Raw genomic sequence first — 18,436 nt, 5'->3', positions numbered from 1 at the left:
ATTGATAATGATTCTTTTTTGAAGCGCAAAAGCAATAGTTATTCGGAAACAGCTGAATTTCCATACGCTATTATTCTGATCGAAATGAAAACTGCTGTCTGCTTTATCTAATAAAGTTGAATAAAGTAATCTAAACCTGAATCCGTTCTAATTATATAGTTCTTTATTTTTTTAGCAACGATCGTCATGCTGAACTTGTTTCAGCATCTAACCTGTAGATCCTGAAATAAATTCAGGATGACGATTGCATAATAATCCAGCATTAAACATATTAACTGCTAAATAATTACAATTAATTTAAGAAACCTTCTTACTTCTTCAACGCCAGGATCGAAAAATCCGTATCAGCTTTCGTAATCGTATTGGTTAATGCACCTAAACCCGTTATCTCCATCTCCACCACATCACCAGGCTGCAGCCATTGTACTTTATAATTTGGATCGTTAAGTAAGCCTGTACCGTTTAACTCTAAAAAACAACCCGTTCCTACTGTTCCTGAACCGATTACATCACCCGGAAGAATATCTACTCCATAAGCACAGCGTTCTATAATTTCGGCAAAAGTCCAGTCCATATCAGCTGCATTTCCTTTAGAAACTTCAATGCCATTTACCCTGCAGGTCATTTTAAGATCGTAAGCATTGCCAACGTGTCCTGCTTTAGGTGAAACCTTATACTGCAACAATTCATCAGGTGTAACCAGCCATGGACCAATTACGGTAGAAAAATCTTTTCCTTTTGCAGGACCTAAATTCAACAACATTTCTTCCATCTGCAAAGTACGGGCGCTCATATCATTCATTACCATATAACCTGCAATGTATTCATCAGCTTCGGCAGCTTTAATGTTTCTACCTTTTTTACCAATAACAATGGCAAGTTCCAGTTCGAAATCCAACTTATCAAAATGATCTGGCATGCATTCAATTTCCCCTGTTCCCTGAATAGCATTATGATTAGTAAAATAAAAGATCGGATACTCATCAAATTGAGGGATCATATCTACCTTTCTGTTTCTGCGCGCCGCAGCAACATGTTGCCTGAAAGCGTAACCATCACGGCAACTGGTAGGATGTGGAACAGGTGCCAAAAGTTCGTAAAAAATCTCTTCTTTAGCGACTAAACTACCGTCTTTTATTTGATCGTCTATCCTTTTCGCTCTTTCCATTAACACTTCTCCGCCCTGCAAAAACATACTCATATTATCCGGAAGCAATTTATCGCAACTATTTAAGTTATAAATATGTCCGTCGATAAATATGCCAAGATGCTCCCTGTCTTCGGTCTTATAAGATACTAGTTTCATATATGATTTGGTTAAATACGCGGTAAAGCTAAGAAATTAGCCCATTCAAAATAAAACATAAACGTTATTATTTTAATACGGTATATTTTTGAAGGTTTGATTTAATTAATGGAAAATCTTTTGCCTGAAGTCCTTTATAATGTTTTTTGTTGGAAAGTAATCCACCGATCAATAAGCCACCAGACACGCCCGCCGGCACACCCGCAGCAATAAGTACCACTGATTCTGCCAATTTATCACTCTTGGCCGCTAAAACAAAGAAGGTTAAACCTCCGGCAATGGCCAGTGGTGCAGCAATCCCTTTGCGGTGTATATATAATGCACTGATGCTGTCGGCGCTCAATTTTAGGGTATCCTTTCTATTTCTGATAATCGTCAGGCCATCATCAGCCGCGGCGTAAAAAGATCCTCTTACTCCTTTTCCATTTTGGTCTATAACCCTAATGTTGTACCTGGACTTTTGTTGCGCAAAAGTGTTATAGCCAAAGGCTAAAAAAATTAAACTTGTAAAAATAAATTTCATTGGGATGATTGTAGTATGCAACTAAAGATAATTAAAATTTTAACTTTTAAATAAAATACTTACCTTGGTACCATTAAAACCATGATCTTAAAAGCATTACATATTAATCTGGTAAACGACGCTATCGCGGCCCGTCGCTATAATATGCTATCCAAGCTGATCATGGCGCAGTATTCACTGTAATTTTCATTCACTCTTCTTTTCAAATTTAAACGCATTGCCGTTTTAATTGTTAATTCATTAGGATTTTTTCTTTCTAACCATAACACCATTTAATTATGCCTGTTTATCATAAATTGGGGCAGATTCCAGCTAAACGTCACACGGTTTTTCGTAAACCTGATGGAAATCTATATGCCGAAGAATTGGTATCAACCGAAGGTTTTTCCAGTTTATATTCATTGGTTTATCATTGCCACCCGCCAACTATTGTAAAACATTTGGGTGAGCCTTACAGTGTTGAACCCAAAATAGCGCGCGAAAAGCACCTGAAACATACTAGTTTAATTGGCTTCAATATAAAACCGGAAGATGATTTTCTGGAAAGCAGAAAAGCCATTCTCGTCAATAGCGATCTGCATATCGTTCTGGCTGCGCCAAGAAAATCAATGACCGATTATTTCTACAAAAATAGTCAGGCTGATGAGATGATCTTCGTACACGAAGGTTCCGGAAAGCTGAAAACAGGATTCGGAGAAATTAAATTTGCTTATGGTGATTATCTGATTATCCCAAGGGGCACCATTTATCAGATGGAATTTGATAATGAACAAAACAGGTTGTTCATTGTAGAAAGTTTTAGCCCTTTAAGGGCGCCCAAAAGATATTTAAATCAATATGGACAGTTAATGGAGCATGCACCTTATTGTGAACGCGACTTAAGGCTACCGGAGCACCTGCAAACACATGATGAGTATGGTGATTTTAAAGTACTCATTAAAAAACAGGGCTTGATCTATCCGTACACTTATGGTACACACCCTTTTGATTATGTGGGCTGGGACGGTTATCATTATCCGTATGCTTTTTCTATCCACGATTTTGAGCCGATAACAGGCCGGTTACACCAACCACCTCCGGTTCACCAAACTTTCGAAGGGCACAATTTTGTAGTTTGTTCATTTGTTCCCCGCAAATACGATTACCATCCTGATTCGATTCCTGCGCCCTACAACCATAGCAACGTTGATAGTGATGAAGTGCTTTATTATGTAGATGGTGATTTTATGAGCCGCAAAAGTGTGGTAAAAGGACAGATTACCCTGCACCCTGGCGGAATTCCACACGGACCGCATCCAGGTACCGTAGAAAAATCAATTGGAAAAGAAAAAACTGATGAGCTGGCGGTAATGATCGATCCGTTTAAGCCTTTAATGCTTACGCAGGATGCCCTGGATATTGAGGACGAGAATTATCACAAAAGCTGGCAGATTAACGTAGAATAAATGAGTCAGAAGTCCGGAGCCCCCGGGTCCGAAGATCAGGTGCATGGCGGTAAATAATGATGATGATCAAAAACTCAACTTCTAAAATTCTGAAAGAACATATCACATCCAACTTCATACCTCTGACCTCGGACTTAATAACATTTAGACTTTACAATAAACAATAACATAACCGACTTCGGACCTCCGACCTCGGACTTAAATAACAACATAGAAATGGAAACACAAACATTCGCAGAAAAAATATCAAAAGCACCTGATTTTCTGCCTATTAACGGAACAGATTATATCGAATTTTATGTAGGTAATGCTAAGCAGGCCGCTCATTACTATAAAACGGCATTTGGTTTTCAAAGTTTAGCTTACGCCGGGCCAGAAACCGGTGTGCGCGATCGTGCATCTTATGTATTACAACAGGGTAAAATCAGGCTAATTTTAACTACAGCACTAAAATCTGATCATCCCATATCAGAACATGTTAAAAAGCATGGCGATGGTGTAAAAGTATTGGCACTTTGGGTAGATGATGCTTATAGTGCCTTTGAAGAAACTACAAAACGTGGTGCCAAGTCCTATATGGAGCCTAAAACATTAACAGATGAACATGGCGAAGTTAAAATGAGCGGCATTTACACTTACGGCGAAACGGTGCACATGTTTATTGAACGTAAAAACTATCATGGAACTTTTATGCCAGGTTACCGTGTTTGGGAAAGCGATTATCAACCTGCTGATGCCGGTCTGTTATACATTGATCATTGTGTGGGCAATGTGGGTTGGAACCGGATGAACGAAGCCGTACAATGGTATGAGGATGTAATGGGATTCGTAAATATTTTATCTTTTGATGATAAGCAGATTAATACTGAATATTCGGCTTTGATGAGTAAAGTAATGAGTAATGGCAACGGTTTTTCAAAATTCCCGATCAATGAGCCTGCAGAAGGTAAAAAGAAATCACAGATTGAAGAGTATCTGGAATATTACGAGGGCGAAGGCGTTCAGCATATTGCCGTAGCGACAAAAGATATTGTTAAAACCGTTAAAGAATTAAAATCACGTGGTGTTGAATTTCTAAGCGCTCCACCAGAAGCCTATTATGATATGATGCCTGAGCGTGTAGGCAAAATTGACGAAGAAATAGCCTTATTGGAAAGCCTGGGTATTTTGGTGGATTGTGATGAAGAAGGTTATCTTCTACAGATTTTCACCAAGCCAGTTGAAGACCGTCCTACTCTTTTCTTCGAGATTATTCAGCGTAAAGGTGCGCAGAGTTTTGGTGCCGGTAATTTTAAAGCCTTATTTGAATCGCTGGAACGTGAGCAGGAATTGAGAGGTAATTTATAGTGTAATAGTAATTCCGTCATCTCGAGCGGAGTGCAACGTAGTCGAGAGATCTGCTCAGATAGATCTCTCCATTTCGCTTCGCTTCATCCGATAGCTATCGGATCGAGATGACGGCTAATTATCACCTACAACACCTCCCCTAAATGTTTATAATTCGATTTTATTGTATCCAGAACTTCGCTCATTTTTCCACCGAGCATTAATTTCGCCATCGATTCGGTCATGCCTTTAACCTGTGCCCATTCTATTTTTGGCGGCATGGCCAGAGCATTCGGATTGGTCATGATATTTAACAAAACAGGACCATTTTCAATCAACGCATGACTAATGGCTGTTTCCACTTCTTCAGGTTTGGTTACCGTTATTCCTTTAAATCCCATAGCCTGTGCCACCAAGGCAAAATCAGGGTTGATCATATCTGTTTCATTGTCAGGCAAACCATCAACCTCCATTTCCAGTTTTACCATGCCTAAAGCCCTGTTGTTAAATACAATCAGTTTCACCGGCAGGTTATATTGCTTAATGGTAGCCAGATCCCCTAAAAGCATCGATAAGCCACCATCACCACACAGCGCAATGACCTGTTGTGCCGGATGCGCCAATGCAGCACCAATGGCCATCGGCATCGCATTCGCCATGGAGCCATGGTTAAAAGAACCCAGCATTTTGCGTTTACCCGTTCCGTCTATAAAACGTGCTCCCCAAACGCAGCACATCCCGGTGTCTACCGTAAAAATGGCATCATCAGCCGCTAAGCGGTTTATGGTTTCGGCCACAAATTCGGGTTGTATTTTATTTTCCTCACCCTGATCTTTAACATAAACCTGCTGTCTTTCCTTCACTTTCTGATAAAATTCTAATTGAGATTTTAAAAAATCATCGTTTTTCTTTTCCGTAAGCAGCGGCAATAATGCAGTTATCGAATCGCTGATATTGCCACACAAACCCATGGTAAGTTTAGCTCTCCTGCCCAAACGTTCGGGTTTTTCATCAATTTGCACAATTTTGTTCTTAACAGGCATAAAATTTACATAAGGAAAATCGGTCCCCAGTAAAAACACCACATCAGCCTCGTGCATGGCATGGTAGCCGGATGGTTGCCCTAAAAGCCCTGTCATCCCTACCTCGTAAGGATTATTGTATTGGATCCCCATCTTCCCCCTGAAAGAAAACCCCACAGGCGCTTTTAGTTTAGCGGCTAACGCGACCACCTCATCATGTGCTTCGGCGGCACCTATGCCACAGTAAATCATAATTTTCTTTTCACCATTAAGCAGTTCTGCTAAACCTTTCAACTCCTGATCAGACGGACGGATGACAGGCTTATTGGTGAATAATTGCATAGAAGTTACGCTTTCCACCGCATCCAGTTGGGCTACATCGCCGGGCAGGCCAAAAACAGCAACACCTTTTTTATGAATGGCATGCTGAACAGCTGTTTGAAACATCCTGGGCACCTGCTCGGCAGTAGTGGCTACCTGGTTATAGTAACTGCAATCGTCAAATAATTTGATGGTATTGGTTTCCTGAAAAAAGTCCATCCCAAATTCACCAGTCGGAATGGTTGAGGCAATCGCAATTACCGGAACATGGCTTCGGTGTGCATCGTAGAGGCCATTAATCAAATGCACGTGGCCTGGTCCACAACTACCCGCACAACAGGCAATCCCGTCAAGTTCAGCCTCGGCTGCGGCAGCAAAAGCCCCCACCTCTTCATTGCGTACGTGGATCCACTTTATCTTGCCATTTCTTCTTACTGCGTCATTAAAATAATTCAAACTATCTCCTGTAACGGCATAAATTCTTTTTACACCAACCTCAACCAGCATTTCAACCAGTTGTTCTGCAACATTTTTACCCATGAAAATATTTTTAAATGATGGATTTTATATAGCTAATAAATAGCAGAAACTGATGTATTGTTTTATCCTAAAAGCAAAAAGAACCAATCTGACCTTGAAAAGACTTTAGATCAAATGTAACATCAGTAAAGCGATGATAGCTGCATGAAGTTTCTTCACTAAAACTTCATAAATGAAGTGCACCTTTGAAATAACAAAACACGAAGCGATTTCAATTTTGTTAAATTCTAAAAACTCATAATTAGTTTTTTAGTTTTCCGGTTACCCTTATCTGATACCTCATGTATTGCAAAATACATGAGGTTTTTTTATTTAAATTTTACAAAGCGATACACTTGCAATCGCTTTATTTCTAAAAAAGCAATAACTTACATTTAATATTAACATAGTTAAATTATGCTCACCAAAGTATTAGGAATATTTGTGATCGTCTGTTGCGGAGCTTTAAAAATGCCGCTTAAGGAAATAAGCAGAGCGGCATTGCAGGCTAAAACCAATTTTGTTCAAAGTCCACAACCATTAAGACCGATGTTAAATGACACCACCAACAGGCGAAACACAGTTTACGTAAAAAATATTAAATATACACGTGATGGCGATTTGGGAACATTTGCCAAAATCACTTTCAAAAACACAACCAAAGAAACAATAACCGATATTTCATTTATCTTGGATGGTCATGTACCTAAAGGTTGTAATAAGTCTTACGAAATAAAGCAGAAAATTAACCTAAAACCTAATCAATTACTCACCATCTCCCAGCGTTTAGCTGAAGATGATTGCGAGGCTCACGTCATTAAAAACATTCGAATCAGATTCACTATAAATGTTAATTTTACGCTCGATTAAAGGCTTGCTTTAGAAAACACTAAGGGCTTGTATATAAAGACTGATACTAATTTGCATCTTTTATTCAGCACTTTCTTTAAGCATTTGATAAAGATCGGTCGCGCCGCCGTCAAATTTGGTTCCGTTTACATAAAATGAAGGGGTTCCGTTTACACCACTTCGTACGCCACTATCAAAATCATCTTCTATTTTTCGTTTAATCTCTTCTGAAGCACTATCTTTCTGAAATTGCTCTAAATCCAACCCAATGGTTTCGGCAAGTTCGTCAAATAGCTCAGCATTTAAGCGGTACTGGTTTTCATAAAGTGCATCGTGCATTTCCCAAAACTTACCTTGTAAACCCGCAGCTTCTGCCGCTATTGCAGCCGGAAAAGCAAATTCATGTGCATTTGTTAAAGGGAAATGGCGAAAAACAAATCTGATCTGATGGCCAAACGTTTCCTCAATTTCTTTCATAATCGGGTGGGTATTGCCACAATATGGACACTGATAATCACCAAACTCAACAATGGTAATACTTGCAGACTCATCTCCCTGAATATGATCCTGATGGTTTATTTCGGGTTTTAATATACTCATGGCTTATTTCTTATTTAATTCTTCCAATGCATCCAAAATACCATCCGCACCAGGATTAACGGCCACCGGTGACAAATAGCTCCAGGCAATTTTACCCGCCTTGTCAATCACAAACAAGGCCCGTTTACTCTCTCCAACTTCATCATCATATACGCCATAAGCTTTAGACACAGCACCTTTTGGTTCAAAATCAGCCAATAGCGGGAAATGTAGTTTTCGATTTTCTTCAAAAGCCAAATGGCACCAGAAACTATCAACAGACACACCAAAAATCTGCGCATCATATTTGTTAAAATACTTGAGCATTTCGTTATAAAGTGCCATCTGGTCGCTGCATACCGGACTCCAATCGGCAGGATAAAAAGCGAGTATCACATTTTTTCCTTTAAAATCCTTAAGTTTTATTTTCTGATCGGGGGTAGCATTTAATTCGAAATCTGGTGCGGTATCGCCTTTTTGTAACATATTAGCAAGCTTAAAATGTAAATCATTAATAGAACAGTACTAAAACCGTCTTGTTTTGTAACAAATTTTAACCCAATTTTTGCCTTTTGATTAAATAAGACTGCAGGATTGGATAAAAACCCTCCTTTATATTGGCATCAATTAAGTCGATTTTGTATTGAGCACATTTTAGCATAATCTGCTGCCGGTAAGTAGAAACCGCTGCGACATAATTCTCCTTTACCTGACTGGTATGGACTTTAATCGTTTCTCCGGTTTCCATATCAATAAACTGGTAAGGGCGGTTTTCAAAATTAAAATCTACCTCTTTCGTTTTATCAACCACATTAAAAACCACTACCTCATGTTTATTAAACTTCAGGTGTTGCAGTGCATCAAAAAACTGATCGGTTTTATCGGCACTGGTTTGGGTGTTAAACAGGTCACTAAAGATAATCACCAGAGAACGTTTATGGATCAGTTCTGACACCTGGTGCAGCGCCTCACTTAGATTGGTCCGTGCATTTACCTTTGGTTGCTGGAGCAGTTCTTCCAGCTGGGCAAATAAATATTTCTGATGTACCGTAGTGGATTTTGCAGTAGAATTGAACAAGATCTCATCGGTAAATAAGCTCAGTCCAAAAGCATCCCGTTGTTTCTTTAACAGGTACATTAAAGATGCCGCAGCCTGTATAGAAAATATCAATTTATTGTCTTTAGGCTGGGGGAAGTACATGGATGAGGAAACATCAATCACAAACTGACAACGCAGGTTAGTTTCCTCTTCGAAACGTTTGCTGTACAGTTTATCGGTTTTAGCATATAATTTCCAGTCGATATTTTTAACGTTATCTCCGTTATTATATTGACGGTGTTCGGCAAACTCAACTGAAAAGCCATGAAAAGGACTTTTATGCAGGCCGGTAATAAAGCCCTCTACCACTTGCCGGGCAAGCAATTCTAAATTACCATAACTTGTTTCGTTCTCGTAGTTTACAACCTGCATATGGTAAAGCTAATAAAATACTTGTACAAAAATCAGGTTTGGATGGCGAAAATATATTTTATCAATAAGCATAGTTCTGAGGTGCAGGAATATTTTTAAGTGATTTGGAAAGCAATTGCAGTACTTAAAGGCTCATGTAGCCCCGCCCCCGCTTCTGCCGATTGAAAAAACCGGCATCTCGCTACGGTCGGGTTTAGGTGGCCAAGATTGTGCAACTGTCAGTGGTAAATAAACCCGATGGTAGTGGTAGTTGCAGCCTTTATGCAGGCACTATAGTGGGACAGCGGGACTGAAAATGCAATAAAAACTGGACAAACATTTCCCAAAACAATTAAAATTATTTGAATATCCAACGCAAAACCTTTTGTATTTTGAATATATAAACTGATATACTCCAATCTATTGTTTATTTAAAATATCCAGAATTGGCTGAAGCTCAGCTTTTATTTCTGCATATGACAGTACTAATGACGTATTCGGCTTTATTATGGCTTTAATCACCTTATTGCCAGACAAATAATAACGGTTTTCTATGCTATTCTTAATTTTAAAATCTTTCAAATAAATCGGCTTATCGTAAACCGTCTCTTTTTTATAAAAGAAAAATAAGTTTTTGTTGTTAAAGTAGTAATCAATTTCAGCCTTTCCGGTTTCACCATAAAAAACACAATGTATTTTTTTAAGTGCAGCTTTATTGTAATAGCCGGTCACCACACCACCCTCTGCCGACATGCCGAAAGCATCTTTCGTTTTCTTTTTATAAAATTTCAGTTGATTATTGATTAATGTAAAATCTGATTTGATTTTCTTGATTCCAGCCACGCTATCTATAGTATCGTTAACTGAATTTTTATAAGCGGGAAAAGTATTATAGCTACTGCAAATAATGGCTATCAATAATATTAAAAATCCTTTTAAGCTACTTTTCATTTTTTTAAGTCTGTATTACCAAGTGAATTAGAAAATTAATACGCTAGACAGGCTTAAAATAATTAAAATTCTTATTGCTTCAAATCCTTGACAATCCAAACTTTTAAGATATAGAGTAATTAATCACTACATATATTCAATATCTGTCCATAAAAAACCGGCATCTCGCTAAGGTCGTGCTCCTGCAACAGTAGGGGTTTAAGTGGGTACCGAAGCGCTACAATCCGTGGTAAATAAACCCGATGGTAGTGGTAGCTGCCGGCCTCGCGCAGGCACTACAAACGGACAGCGGGACTGAAAATGCGATGAAAAACTGAACGCACATTTCCTAAAACAATAAAATCAATTTAAACAACTAACTCAAAATCTTTTTTTTTCGACATATAACAAAAAAGACCTCGCAGGTTTTGAAACCTGCAAGGTCTAAATATTCAGATTAAAAATTTATCCAAACAGTTTTATTAAATATTATTTCTTAGCAATCTTATATAAATGTCCGTTATCGGTTACTGAATAAAGTGCTCCATCTTTTTCTACCATATCTCTGAAACGTTCGCCTTTACCTTCCAATAAACGCTCTTCGCCAACAATTTTATCATTTTTGATCACCAGTCTGATAATATGAGAGCCGCCTAAACCGCCTACAAATAAATTACCTTTCCATTCGGCTATGCTGTTGCTGTTGTAAAAAGCAATACAACCGGGAGAAATACTTGGATTCCAGTAATAAACCGGTTGTTCCATTCCTTCTTTTTGCTGAATGCCATCTCCTACTTTTTTACCGCTGTATTCTGTTCCGTAGGTAATAATCGGCCAGCCATAATTTTTTCCCGGTTTAATAATGTTTACTTCATCACCACCTTTAGGTCCAAATTCGGCTTCCCATAAATCGCCCGTTTGAGGGTTAATGGCCAAACCATCCGGATTACGGAGACCATAGGCATAAATTTCAGGTCGGGCATTGGCTTTAGCTGCAAACGGGCCGTTTGCAACCGCTTTTCCGTCTGGGGTAAGGTGCAAAATTTTACCCAATGAAGAATTTAAATATTGTGCCTGTATTCTGATATCGTTACCAGAACGTTCGCCTGTACTTACAAATAAATTTCCGTTTTTATCAAAAACAATTCTCGATCCGTACTGAAGTTTGCCTGTATAAGCTGGCGTAGCACGGTAAATAATGGTCTGGTTTTCTATCGAAGTTTCGTTTGCAGCCAGTTTACCTTTGGCTATGGCTAATAAAACGCCTTTATCCTGTGGCTCTGAATAAGCCCAGTAAATCATTCTATTTTTGGCAAAGTTTGGGTCTAAAGTTACATCCAGTAAACCACCCTGACCGGATGGATCTACTTTTGGTAAACCGGTAATCTTTTTACTTAGTTCACCATTGGCATTTAAAATTACCATAGTACCTTGTTTTTGGGTAATTAAAAACCGGCCATCAGGAAGTACAGATATGGCCCATGGATTTTCCAATTTTTCATTGATGACTGTAAAATCCAAAGGTGTTTTGGTTTTTACGCCTGCAATTCTGGTCTGCCCGGCAAAAGCTGGCTTATAATCAGCAGATGGAGGGTTAGTTTCAACCGGATTTTGCGCCGATACACAAGCAATATTTGCACAGTTTAGGGCCAGGCCTCCCAATAAAATCACTAAAGTTTTATTATTAAATAATTGAATCGACATGATGGTTAGTTTTTTGATTAAAGAAACAAAATTATGTTTGCAATAAAAAACCCAAATTCCTGATATGAACCTGGGTTTTAAATATGTTACAAGCCTTTCGGCCCTGATGTATCTGCTTTAACTTAAATTAAGCCAATTGCTTGTTTAATTTTTCTGCTAATACCGATTTTGGAACAGCGCCAACTTGTTTGTCAACCACTTCGCCACCTTTAAAGTATAATAAAGCAGGGATATTACGGATACCAAACTGCATTGAAATTTGAGGGTTGTTATCAACGTTTACTTTTCCAACTACCGCTTTACCATCATATTCTTTAGCGATCTCTTCTACAACTGGACCAACCATGCGACAAGGGCCACACCATTCTGCCCAAAAATCTACTAATACGGGTTTATCTGATTTTAATACAAGCTCCTCGAAGTTTGCATCTGTGATTTCTAATGCCATAATTATTTTTTTTATGTTCAAATATATGTATTCAATTGTAATGCCACCAATTCTGTAATGCCAATTTGACATTATTTTAGTAATTGTGCTGAGCGCTTAGCGGCTGGCGTTGAGCGTAAAGATCATTCGAAAACGCTTAGGGCCAAACGCAGAACGCTAATTCAATTTATAGTTTACAACATTCATTCCCATTAATTGTTCTAAGAACTTGTTGTTGGGGTTTATTTTTAAATTCTTCGAAGGCAAATCAAGCATAATCTGTTTTTCGCTATCAAAAACAGCAAAATTAAGCTGGCAGTTTTGCTGCTCGGAATTTGCCTTATTGTCTGCTAATATGGCCTCAATTTCTCTCATTAACTGATCGTTAACCCGCTCTATGGGTACCTGGATAGTTAAACTTTTCGCTAATTTATCACGCAGTTCGGACATGAGATTAATTGCGGTGATTTTAAATTCCCAATCGCCGGCTTTTCCGAAACGTTCGCCTACCCTTCCCCTGATCTGTAAGAAATACCCCTCGGTTAAAAATGATTTAAACTTTAAAAAATCTTCGCCAAACAAAGCCATTTCGCAGGCATCATCATAATCTTCAAAAACAAATGTTCCAAAAGGTTTACCTGTTTTGGTAATCCGTTGCGATGCCGTTACCACCAGTCCGCCTACACAAAGCTCGCGGTTTTTCAGTTTTTCAAATTCGGCCAAAACCTCTTCGTTGCTATCGCCCATACGTACCTTATTGATGATACTAAGCTGCCGAACACTATTGGTACAAAATTTATCGAGTTCGAGTTTATAGTTATCCAACGGGTGACCGGAAAGGAAAATCCCGATTGCATCTTTTTCATATTTCAACCGGTCCATTAAGGCCCATTCTGGTGAAACAGGCAAACTTGGCTCTAAAATCAGATCGGCCTTTGAGCCACCAAAGAGCGATGCCTGCGAAGTGCTTTCATTGTTTTGAAAATCGTTGGCATATTTAATAATTTTTTCAATGCCGTTCATTTTGTCATTTGGGCCAATATAAAAATACTGTGCCCTGTGCCCGCCAAATGCATCGAAAGCACCGCTGTATACAAAACTTTCGTACGCTTTTTTATTTACGATACGCGTATTGGAACGCTTGGCAAAGTCATAAACGCTGGCATAAGGTCCATTGGCTGAGCGTTCTTCGATTATACTTTCTACAGCCTTCTCACCCACACCTTTAACAGCCGACATCCCAAAACGGACTTCACCTTTGGCATTTACCGAGAATTTAAGATCAGATTCGTTTACATCGGGGCCTAATACGGTAACACTCATCTGGCGACACTCTTCCATAAAGAAAGCCACCTGCTTAATATCGCTCATGTTATTGGACAGTACTGCAGCCATATATTCGGCAGGATAATGTGCCTTCAAATAAGCCGTTTGATAAGCAATCCATGCGTAACAGGTAGAGTGCGATTTGTTGAAGGCGTAAGATGCAAATGCTTCCCAATCCTTCCAGATTTTTTCTAAAACGGTAGCATCATGACCTTTTTCCGAAGCCTGTTTTACAAACTTAGGTTTCATTTTATCCAAAACGTCTTTCTGTTTTTTACCCATGGCCTTCCGCAAAACGTCGGCCTCGCCCTTGGTAAAGCCAGCCAGCTTTTGCGATAAAAGCATTACCTGCTCCTGGTAAACCGTAATTCCGTAAGTTTCCTTTAAATATTCTTCGCAGGCATCCAGATCATACTTAATTTCTTCCTCGCCATTTTTACGGCGAACGAAACTCGGAATGTATTCCATTGGCCCCGGGCGGTATAAGGCATTCATGGCAATTAAATCGTCAAAAACCGTAGGTTTAAGCTCTTTCATGTATTTCTGCATCCCCGGACTCTCGTACTGGAAAATACCGATGGTTTCACCACGCTGGAAAAGTTCATACGTCATTACATCATCAATCGGGAAATTATCGGGATTGAGGTCGATACCATGTCGTTTCTTTACCAGTTTCACTGTATCCTTAATCAGGGTTAAGGTTTTTAACCCCAGGAAGTCCATTTTTAATAAACCGGCGCTTTCTACAACCGAGTTATCAAATTGGGTAACATATAAATCAGAATCTTTAGCTACGGATACGGGAACAAAATTGGTAATATCACTCGGTGTAATAATCACACCGCAGGCGTGGATCCCCGTATTCCGCAACGATCCTTCCAAAACCTGTGCCTGCTGAATGGTTTCGGCACTTAAATCTTTCTGACTGCCCAGGTGTTTCAGTTCTACAACTTTCTCATATTCATCAGGCCGTAAAGCATCTTTTAAGCTTTTCTCGTCGAGATTAAAGATTTTGGCCAGCTTCATGTTCGGAATCAGCTTGGCAATTTTATCGGCCTCAAACAATGGCAAATCTAATACGCGCGCAGTATCGCGGATAGACGATTTGGCGGCCATGGTACCATAAGTAATAATCTGCGCTACCTGGTTGGCACCATATTTATTAATTACATAATCCATTACACGGCCACGCCCCTCATCATCAAAATCGATATCAATATCGGGCATGGATACACGGTCGGGATTTAGAAAACGCTCAAAAAGGAGATCATATTTAATCGGGTCGATATTGGTAATCCCAAGGCAATAAGCTACCGCCGAACCTGCAGCTGAACCCCTGCCTGGCCCTACTGATACATCAAGGTTACGCGCCTCGGCAATAAAATCCTGTACAATCAAAAAATAACCCGGATAACCGGTTTTTTCTATCGTGGCCAACTCAAAGTCCAGACGTTCAATTACACCATCGGTTAAGGTTCCGTAGCGTCGTTTTGCACCTTCGTAGGTTAAGTGCCTTAAAAATTTATTCTCCCCACGTTTACCGCCATCGGCTTCATCTTCTGCAACCAAAAATTCTTCAGGAATATCAAATTTAGGTAACAGTACCTCTCGGGCCAGTTTATAGGTTTCAACTTTATTCAGAATATCCTGAATATTTAAAATCGCTTCGGGCAGATCAGCAAAAAGTGCCTTCATTTCATCAGCCGATTTGAAATAGTATTCCTGGTTAGGTAAACCATAACGATAACCACGGCCGCGGCCTATTGGTGTGGCTTGCTTTTCGCCGTCTTTTACACAGAGTAAAATATCGTGTGCATTCGCATCTTTCTTATTTACATAATAAGTATTGTTGGTTGCCACCAGTTTAACGGCATGTTTACGGGCAAAAGCAATCAATGTTTCGTTTACCCGGTCTTCATCTTCCTGTTTATGGCGCATTACCTCTAAATAGAAATCGTCGCCAAACATTTCCTTCCACCAGATCAACGCCTCTTCTGCCTGGCTTTCGCCCATGTTTAAGATCTTACTGGAAATCTCACCACCGAGGTTACCCGATAAAACAATGATATCTTCCTTATATTGCTCAATAATCTGCCTGTCGATACGGGGTACGTAATAGAAACCCTTGGTATAAGCAATGGACGACATTTTGGCGAGGTTATGATAGCCCCTTTTATTTTTAGCGAGCAATACCATCTGGTAGCCGTTGTCTTTTGCCGTACGGTCTAAATGGTTTGTACACACGAAAAACTCTACCCCTACTATGGGTGTCATCACCACTTCAGTAGGGCGCTCGCCCGCTTCAATAGCAGCAGCGTTTTTAGCTTCGGCAGCCTTGTTATGGTTTAAAACATGGTTAACAAAGTGGAAAGCTCCCATCATATTGGCATGATCGGTCATGGCTACAGCAGGCATTTTCTGTGCGGCAGCGGCTTTTACCAGATCAGAAATGCTGATGGTACTCTGTAATACCGAAAACTGCGTATGATTATGCAAATGCACAAAAGTTGCCGCAGCAAGCTCTTGTTTATTATCGGCCAGTGTTTGTTTAGAAATTCCGCTGCCTTCGGTTTTCTGCTGGCGTTTTCGGATTTCATCGGATGCGGCCTTTAAATTGATGTGTTTTAATCCAATGCCTTCAATTAGGCCAGGGTTTACCTCCCTAAAACGAGGGAAATATTCTACATCAACAAGCAGTTCTTCTTTTTTGAAAACCTCTCTCTTGATCAGCTCTAGAAAACAACGCGTAGTTGCCTCCACATCGGCAGTAGCATTGTGGGCTTCATTAAATGGTTCACCAAATAAATAAGAATGCAATTCGGTTAAGGTTGGCAATTTAAATTTACCACCCCTACCTCCGGGCAATTGTAAAAGTTGTGCGGTAACTTCGGTACAGGTATCTAAAACAGGTATTTCGGCCAGGCGGTTGGCTACACCGAAACGGTGAAACTCGCAGCCCATAATGTTCACATCGAAACCAACATTTTGCCCGACGATAAATTTGGCTTTGTTTAAAACTTCGTTAAACCTGGCCAACATTTCGTCGAAACCAATCCCCTGCTCCATCGCAAGTTCGGTAGAGATGCCATGGATCCGCTCTGCATCATATGGAATGTTAAACCCCTCTGGTTTTACCAGATAATCCTGATGTTCAACCAATCTCCCCATCTCATCGTGCAGCTGCCAGGCAATCTGTATACAACGTGGCCAGTTATCCGTATCGGTAATGGGTGCATTGTAATTGCGGGGCAAACCCGTGGTTTCAGTATCAAAAATTAAGTACATATGGTGCGGCAAAGAATTAACCGTTGTAAAATAATAACGGTTTTTCAAAAATAGGGAATTTGAGGGTTGAAGTTGTCAGTAAATTATCAACAAAATATAACAGAACTGAAGTAAGGATAAACTTATCATCTCCATTCAATAGGTCTCTGTTTTTTGGAAATGAATATTCAGCTTTTCATCGGGTCTTCAGCCCCGCTATACGCTTTACTACGTGTTCGCTACTATCGGGTTTAGATAACAAAATGCGGTGATCAAAACTTCAAAAAGCACATTTAAAAAGCGAATGCAATAAATCTTTAAATAGTTATTCTTTGCAAAAAGGAGCTAATTCTCCTAAAAGAAGTCGTCTTCTCGACCGAAATGCAGTGTAGTGGAAAGATCTACTTTACACAGATTTCTCTACTTCGCTGTAGCCGAGCAACGTCCGGTTCCCTTACCATTGATAGAATCCAGTAGTATGCGCGGGTATGACGATCTCTCGCGAAATATTACCTAATCAAATTTTAGATGTCAACCGTATTGATTTTTATATAATAAATTATCCCTCAGAATGGTAAACATTTTAGTAATGCGAAACTGAAAACCGCCAACTTAAAATTTGTTAAAAATGTTGCTGGCCCACCAACTCATTCATCTTGTATCCTTTTCCTGAGATTTATTTACGATTGATAGTACCAGAGTCCGCGCCACCTAAACCCGACAGCAGCGGCAGCGCCCGATTCTTCATCGGGCCTATAGCGAATGGCGTGACTGCATACACCCAAACACTTCTGCAATTGCTTTCCACAACAAATTGATAAATTTTTAGCACTTAAAACAATGAGAAGATTCTTCGCTACGCTCAGAATGACAAGTGAGCAGGTTAAAAATGTTCCTGACTAACCAACTCGCTTACTTCGTATCCCTTTTGCCTGCACCTTTCAATAATTTGTACCAATAAATCGGCTTCCATTTTTGGTTCACGGGCCATAATAAAGAGGTATTTTTCATCAGGATGCCCTACAACCACATAACTATAATCATCAGCCAGCTCTATGATCCAATAACCGATTTTAAAAGGCCATAAAAACTGAGCTTTCATATCGCCATCAGCTTTCTCTTCGTCAAAAAATAGTTTTGAAGTGATCGATTTTTCTTCGGGTTTGCCATCCTTATGGTAAGTCGTATAGACATCAAAATGATCATCGTCTGCCAATGTGTATGTTTCGGTAGTCTGTTTCCAATTTTTATCCATCAGAGTTGGTATAGAATATAACGAATACCATTTACCCTCAAAGGCTTTATAATCGATATTAGAAATGGGTTTGTTTTCCATAATTTATGAGCACAAAAATTGCAGTTTATTAATTACTAAGTAAACCCGGATTAAATTATAAAGTTTTGAAATGCATTTTTTAACCTTATATTTATTTATACCTTCGACA

Annotated in this window: 14 protein-coding genes; 3 read left to right on the top strand and 11 right to left on the bottom strand. The window is 39.4% G+C overall.

What is annotated here, in order from left to right:
- Positions 1-310 precede the first annotated feature (310 nt).
- Both ABEG20_RS02775 and ABEG20_RS02770 read right to left on the bottom strand, forming a co-directional pair.
- Entirely contained in the window at positions 311-1,306 is a 996-nt protein-coding gene (locus ABEG20_RS02775) for a fumarylacetoacetate hydrolase family protein (RefSeq protein ID WP_406825873.1), read from the bottom strand.
- A 67-nt stretch (positions 1,307-1,373) separates the two neighbouring features.
- A complete protein-coding gene (locus ABEG20_RS02770) occupies positions 1,374-1,829 on the bottom strand; it encodes a hypothetical protein (protein ID WP_406825872.1) in 456 nt (151 codons plus the stop codon).
- A gap of 278 nt (positions 1,830-2,107) precedes the next feature.
- On the opposite strand from ABEG20_RS02770, the gene ABEG20_RS02765 reads away from it, so the two are divergent.
- Together ABEG20_RS02765 and hppD are read left to right on the top strand one after the other, a co-directional pair.
- Positions 2,108-3,274 (top strand): homogentisate 1,2-dioxygenase, encoded by a 1,167-nt coding sequence (locus ABEG20_RS02765; RefSeq protein WP_406825871.1) that lies wholly within the window; start codon positions 2,108-2,110, stop codon positions 3,272-3,274.
- 216 nt (positions 3,275-3,490) lie between these two features.
- Positions 3,491-4,621 carry a 4-hydroxyphenylpyruvate dioxygenase gene (hppD, locus tag ABEG20_RS02760; RefSeq protein ID WP_406825870.1) on the top strand — a complete coding sequence of 377 codons (1,131 nt, stop codon included), beginning with the start codon at positions 3,491-3,493 and terminating at the stop codon, positions 4,619-4,621.
- A 125-nt stretch (positions 4,622-4,746) separates the two neighbouring features.
- Here hppD and ABEG20_RS02755 read toward each other — a convergent pair whose 3' ends face one another.
- The gene (locus ABEG20_RS02755) at positions 4,747-6,483 is read right to left on the bottom strand and encodes a thiamine pyrophosphate-dependent enzyme (RefSeq protein ID WP_406825869.1); all 1,737 of its coding nucleotides are present in this window, start codon (positions 6,481-6,483) and stop codon (positions 4,747-4,749) included.
- Positions 6,484-6,879: 396 nt separating this feature from the next.
- On the opposite strand from ABEG20_RS02755, the gene ABEG20_RS02750 reads away from it, so the two are divergent.
- Entirely contained in the window at positions 6,880-7,332 is a 453-nt protein-coding gene (locus tag ABEG20_RS02750) for a hypothetical protein (RefSeq protein ID WP_406825868.1), read from the top strand.
- A 60-nt stretch (positions 7,333-7,392) separates the two neighbouring features.
- Here the strand turns inward: ABEG20_RS02750 and ABEG20_RS02745 are convergent, their stop codons facing one another.
- From ABEG20_RS02745 to ABEG20_RS02710, 8 genes are all read right to left on the bottom strand, one after another.
- Complete coding sequence (locus ABEG20_RS02745; protein ID WP_406825867.1) at positions 7,393-7,911, bottom strand: DsbA family protein; 519 nt, start codon at positions 7,909-7,911, stop codon at positions 7,393-7,395.
- Between the two features lie 3 nt (positions 7,912-7,914).
- Positions 7,915-8,376 carry a redoxin domain-containing protein gene (locus tag ABEG20_RS02740; protein ID WP_406825866.1) on the bottom strand — a complete coding sequence of 154 codons (462 nt, stop codon included), beginning with the start codon at positions 8,374-8,376 and terminating at the stop codon, positions 7,915-7,917.
- A gap of 67 nt (positions 8,377-8,443) precedes the next feature.
- A complete protein-coding gene (locus ABEG20_RS02735) occupies positions 8,444-9,361 on the bottom strand; it encodes a DUF58 domain-containing protein (RefSeq protein WP_406825865.1) in 918 nt (305 codons plus the stop codon).
- A 399-nt stretch (positions 9,362-9,760) separates the two neighbouring features.
- The gene (locus ABEG20_RS02730) at positions 9,761-10,291 is read right to left on the bottom strand and encodes a hypothetical protein (protein WP_406825864.1); all 531 of its coding nucleotides are present in this window, start codon (positions 10,289-10,291) and stop codon (positions 9,761-9,763) included.
- Positions 10,292-10,759: 468 nt separating this feature from the next.
- On the bottom strand, positions 10,760-11,974 hold the full coding sequence (locus ABEG20_RS02725) for a PQQ-dependent sugar dehydrogenase (RefSeq protein ID WP_406825863.1): 1,215 nt from the start codon (positions 11,972-11,974) through the stop codon (positions 10,760-10,762).
- A gap of 127 nt (positions 11,975-12,101) precedes the next feature.
- On the bottom strand, positions 12,102-12,422 hold the full coding sequence (trxA, locus tag ABEG20_RS02720; protein ID WP_039482143.1) for a thioredoxin: 321 nt from the start codon (positions 12,420-12,422) through the stop codon (positions 12,102-12,104).
- Between the two features lie 156 nt (positions 12,423-12,578).
- Positions 12,579-17,012, bottom strand: a complete 4,434-nt coding sequence (dnaE, locus tag ABEG20_RS02715) for a DNA polymerase III subunit alpha (RefSeq protein WP_406825862.1) — start codon at positions 17,010-17,012, stop codon at positions 12,579-12,581.
- Positions 17,013-17,874: 862 nt separating this feature from the next.
- Positions 17,875-18,327: a lipocalin family protein gene (locus tag ABEG20_RS02710; RefSeq protein WP_406825861.1), complete on the bottom strand. Its 453-nt coding sequence runs from the start codon at positions 18,325-18,327 to the stop codon at positions 17,875-17,877.
- Positions 18,328-18,436: the final 109 nt, after the last annotated feature.

Origin of the sequence: Pedobacter sp. KACC 23697 (assembly GCF_045348445.1) — a bacterium.
Classification (GTDB): domain Bacteria; phylum Bacteroidota; class Bacteroidia; order Sphingobacteriales; family Sphingobacteriaceae; genus Pedobacter.
Note: the sequence above shows the minus strand (reverse complement) of the source record. Positions and strands in the feature narration are given on the sequence as shown.

What these genes read in the sequence shown, in the direction of transcription:
- ABEG20_RS02775 (WP_406825873.1), bottom strand. Translation starts at nt 1,306, where the DNA reads ATGAAACTAGTATCTTATAAGACCGAAGACAGGGAGCATCTTGGCATA.
- ABEG20_RS02770 (WP_406825872.1), bottom strand. Translation starts at nt 1,829, where the DNA reads ATGAAATTTATTTTTACAAGTTTAATTTTTTTAGCCTTTGGCTATAAC.
- ABEG20_RS02765 (WP_406825871.1), top strand. Translation starts at nt 2,108, where the DNA reads ATGCCTGTTTATCATAAATTGGGGCAGATTCCAGCTAAACGTCACACG.
- hppD (WP_406825870.1), top strand. Translation starts at nt 3,491, where the DNA reads ATGGAAACACAAACATTCGCAGAAAAAATATCAAAAGCACCTGATTTT.
- ABEG20_RS02755 (WP_406825869.1), bottom strand. Translation starts at nt 6,483, where the DNA reads ATGGGTAAAAATGTTGCAGAACAACTGGTTGAAATGCTGGTTGAGGTT.
- ABEG20_RS02750 (WP_406825868.1), top strand. Translation starts at nt 6,880, where the DNA reads ATGCTCACCAAAGTATTAGGAATATTTGTGATCGTCTGTTGCGGAGCT.
- ABEG20_RS02745 (WP_406825867.1), bottom strand. Translation starts at nt 7,911, where the DNA reads ATGAGTATATTAAAACCCGAAATAAACCATCAGGATCATATTCAGGGA.
- ABEG20_RS02740 (WP_406825866.1), bottom strand. Translation starts at nt 8,376, where the DNA reads ATGTTACAAAAAGGCGATACCGCACCAGATTTCGAATTAAATGCTACC.
- ABEG20_RS02735 (WP_406825865.1), bottom strand. Translation starts at nt 9,361, where the DNA reads ATGCAGGTTGTAAACTACGAGAACGAAACAAGTTATGGTAATTTAGAA.
- ABEG20_RS02730 (WP_406825864.1), bottom strand. Translation starts at nt 10,291, where the DNA reads ATGAAAAGTAGCTTAAAAGGATTTTTAATATTATTGATAGCCATTATT.
- ABEG20_RS02725 (WP_406825863.1), bottom strand. Translation starts at nt 11,974, where the DNA reads ATGTCGATTCAATTATTTAATAATAAAACTTTAGTGATTTTATTGGGA.
- trxA (WP_039482143.1), bottom strand. Translation starts at nt 12,422, where the DNA reads ATGGCATTAGAAATCACAGATGCAAACTTCGAGGAGCTTGTATTAAAA.
- dnaE (WP_406825862.1), bottom strand. Translation starts at nt 17,012, where the DNA reads ATGTACTTAATTTTTGATACTGAAACCACGGGTTTGCCCCGCAATTAC.
- ABEG20_RS02710 (WP_406825861.1), bottom strand. Translation starts at nt 18,327, where the DNA reads ATGGAAAACAAACCCATTTCTAATATCGATTATAAAGCCTTTGAGGGT.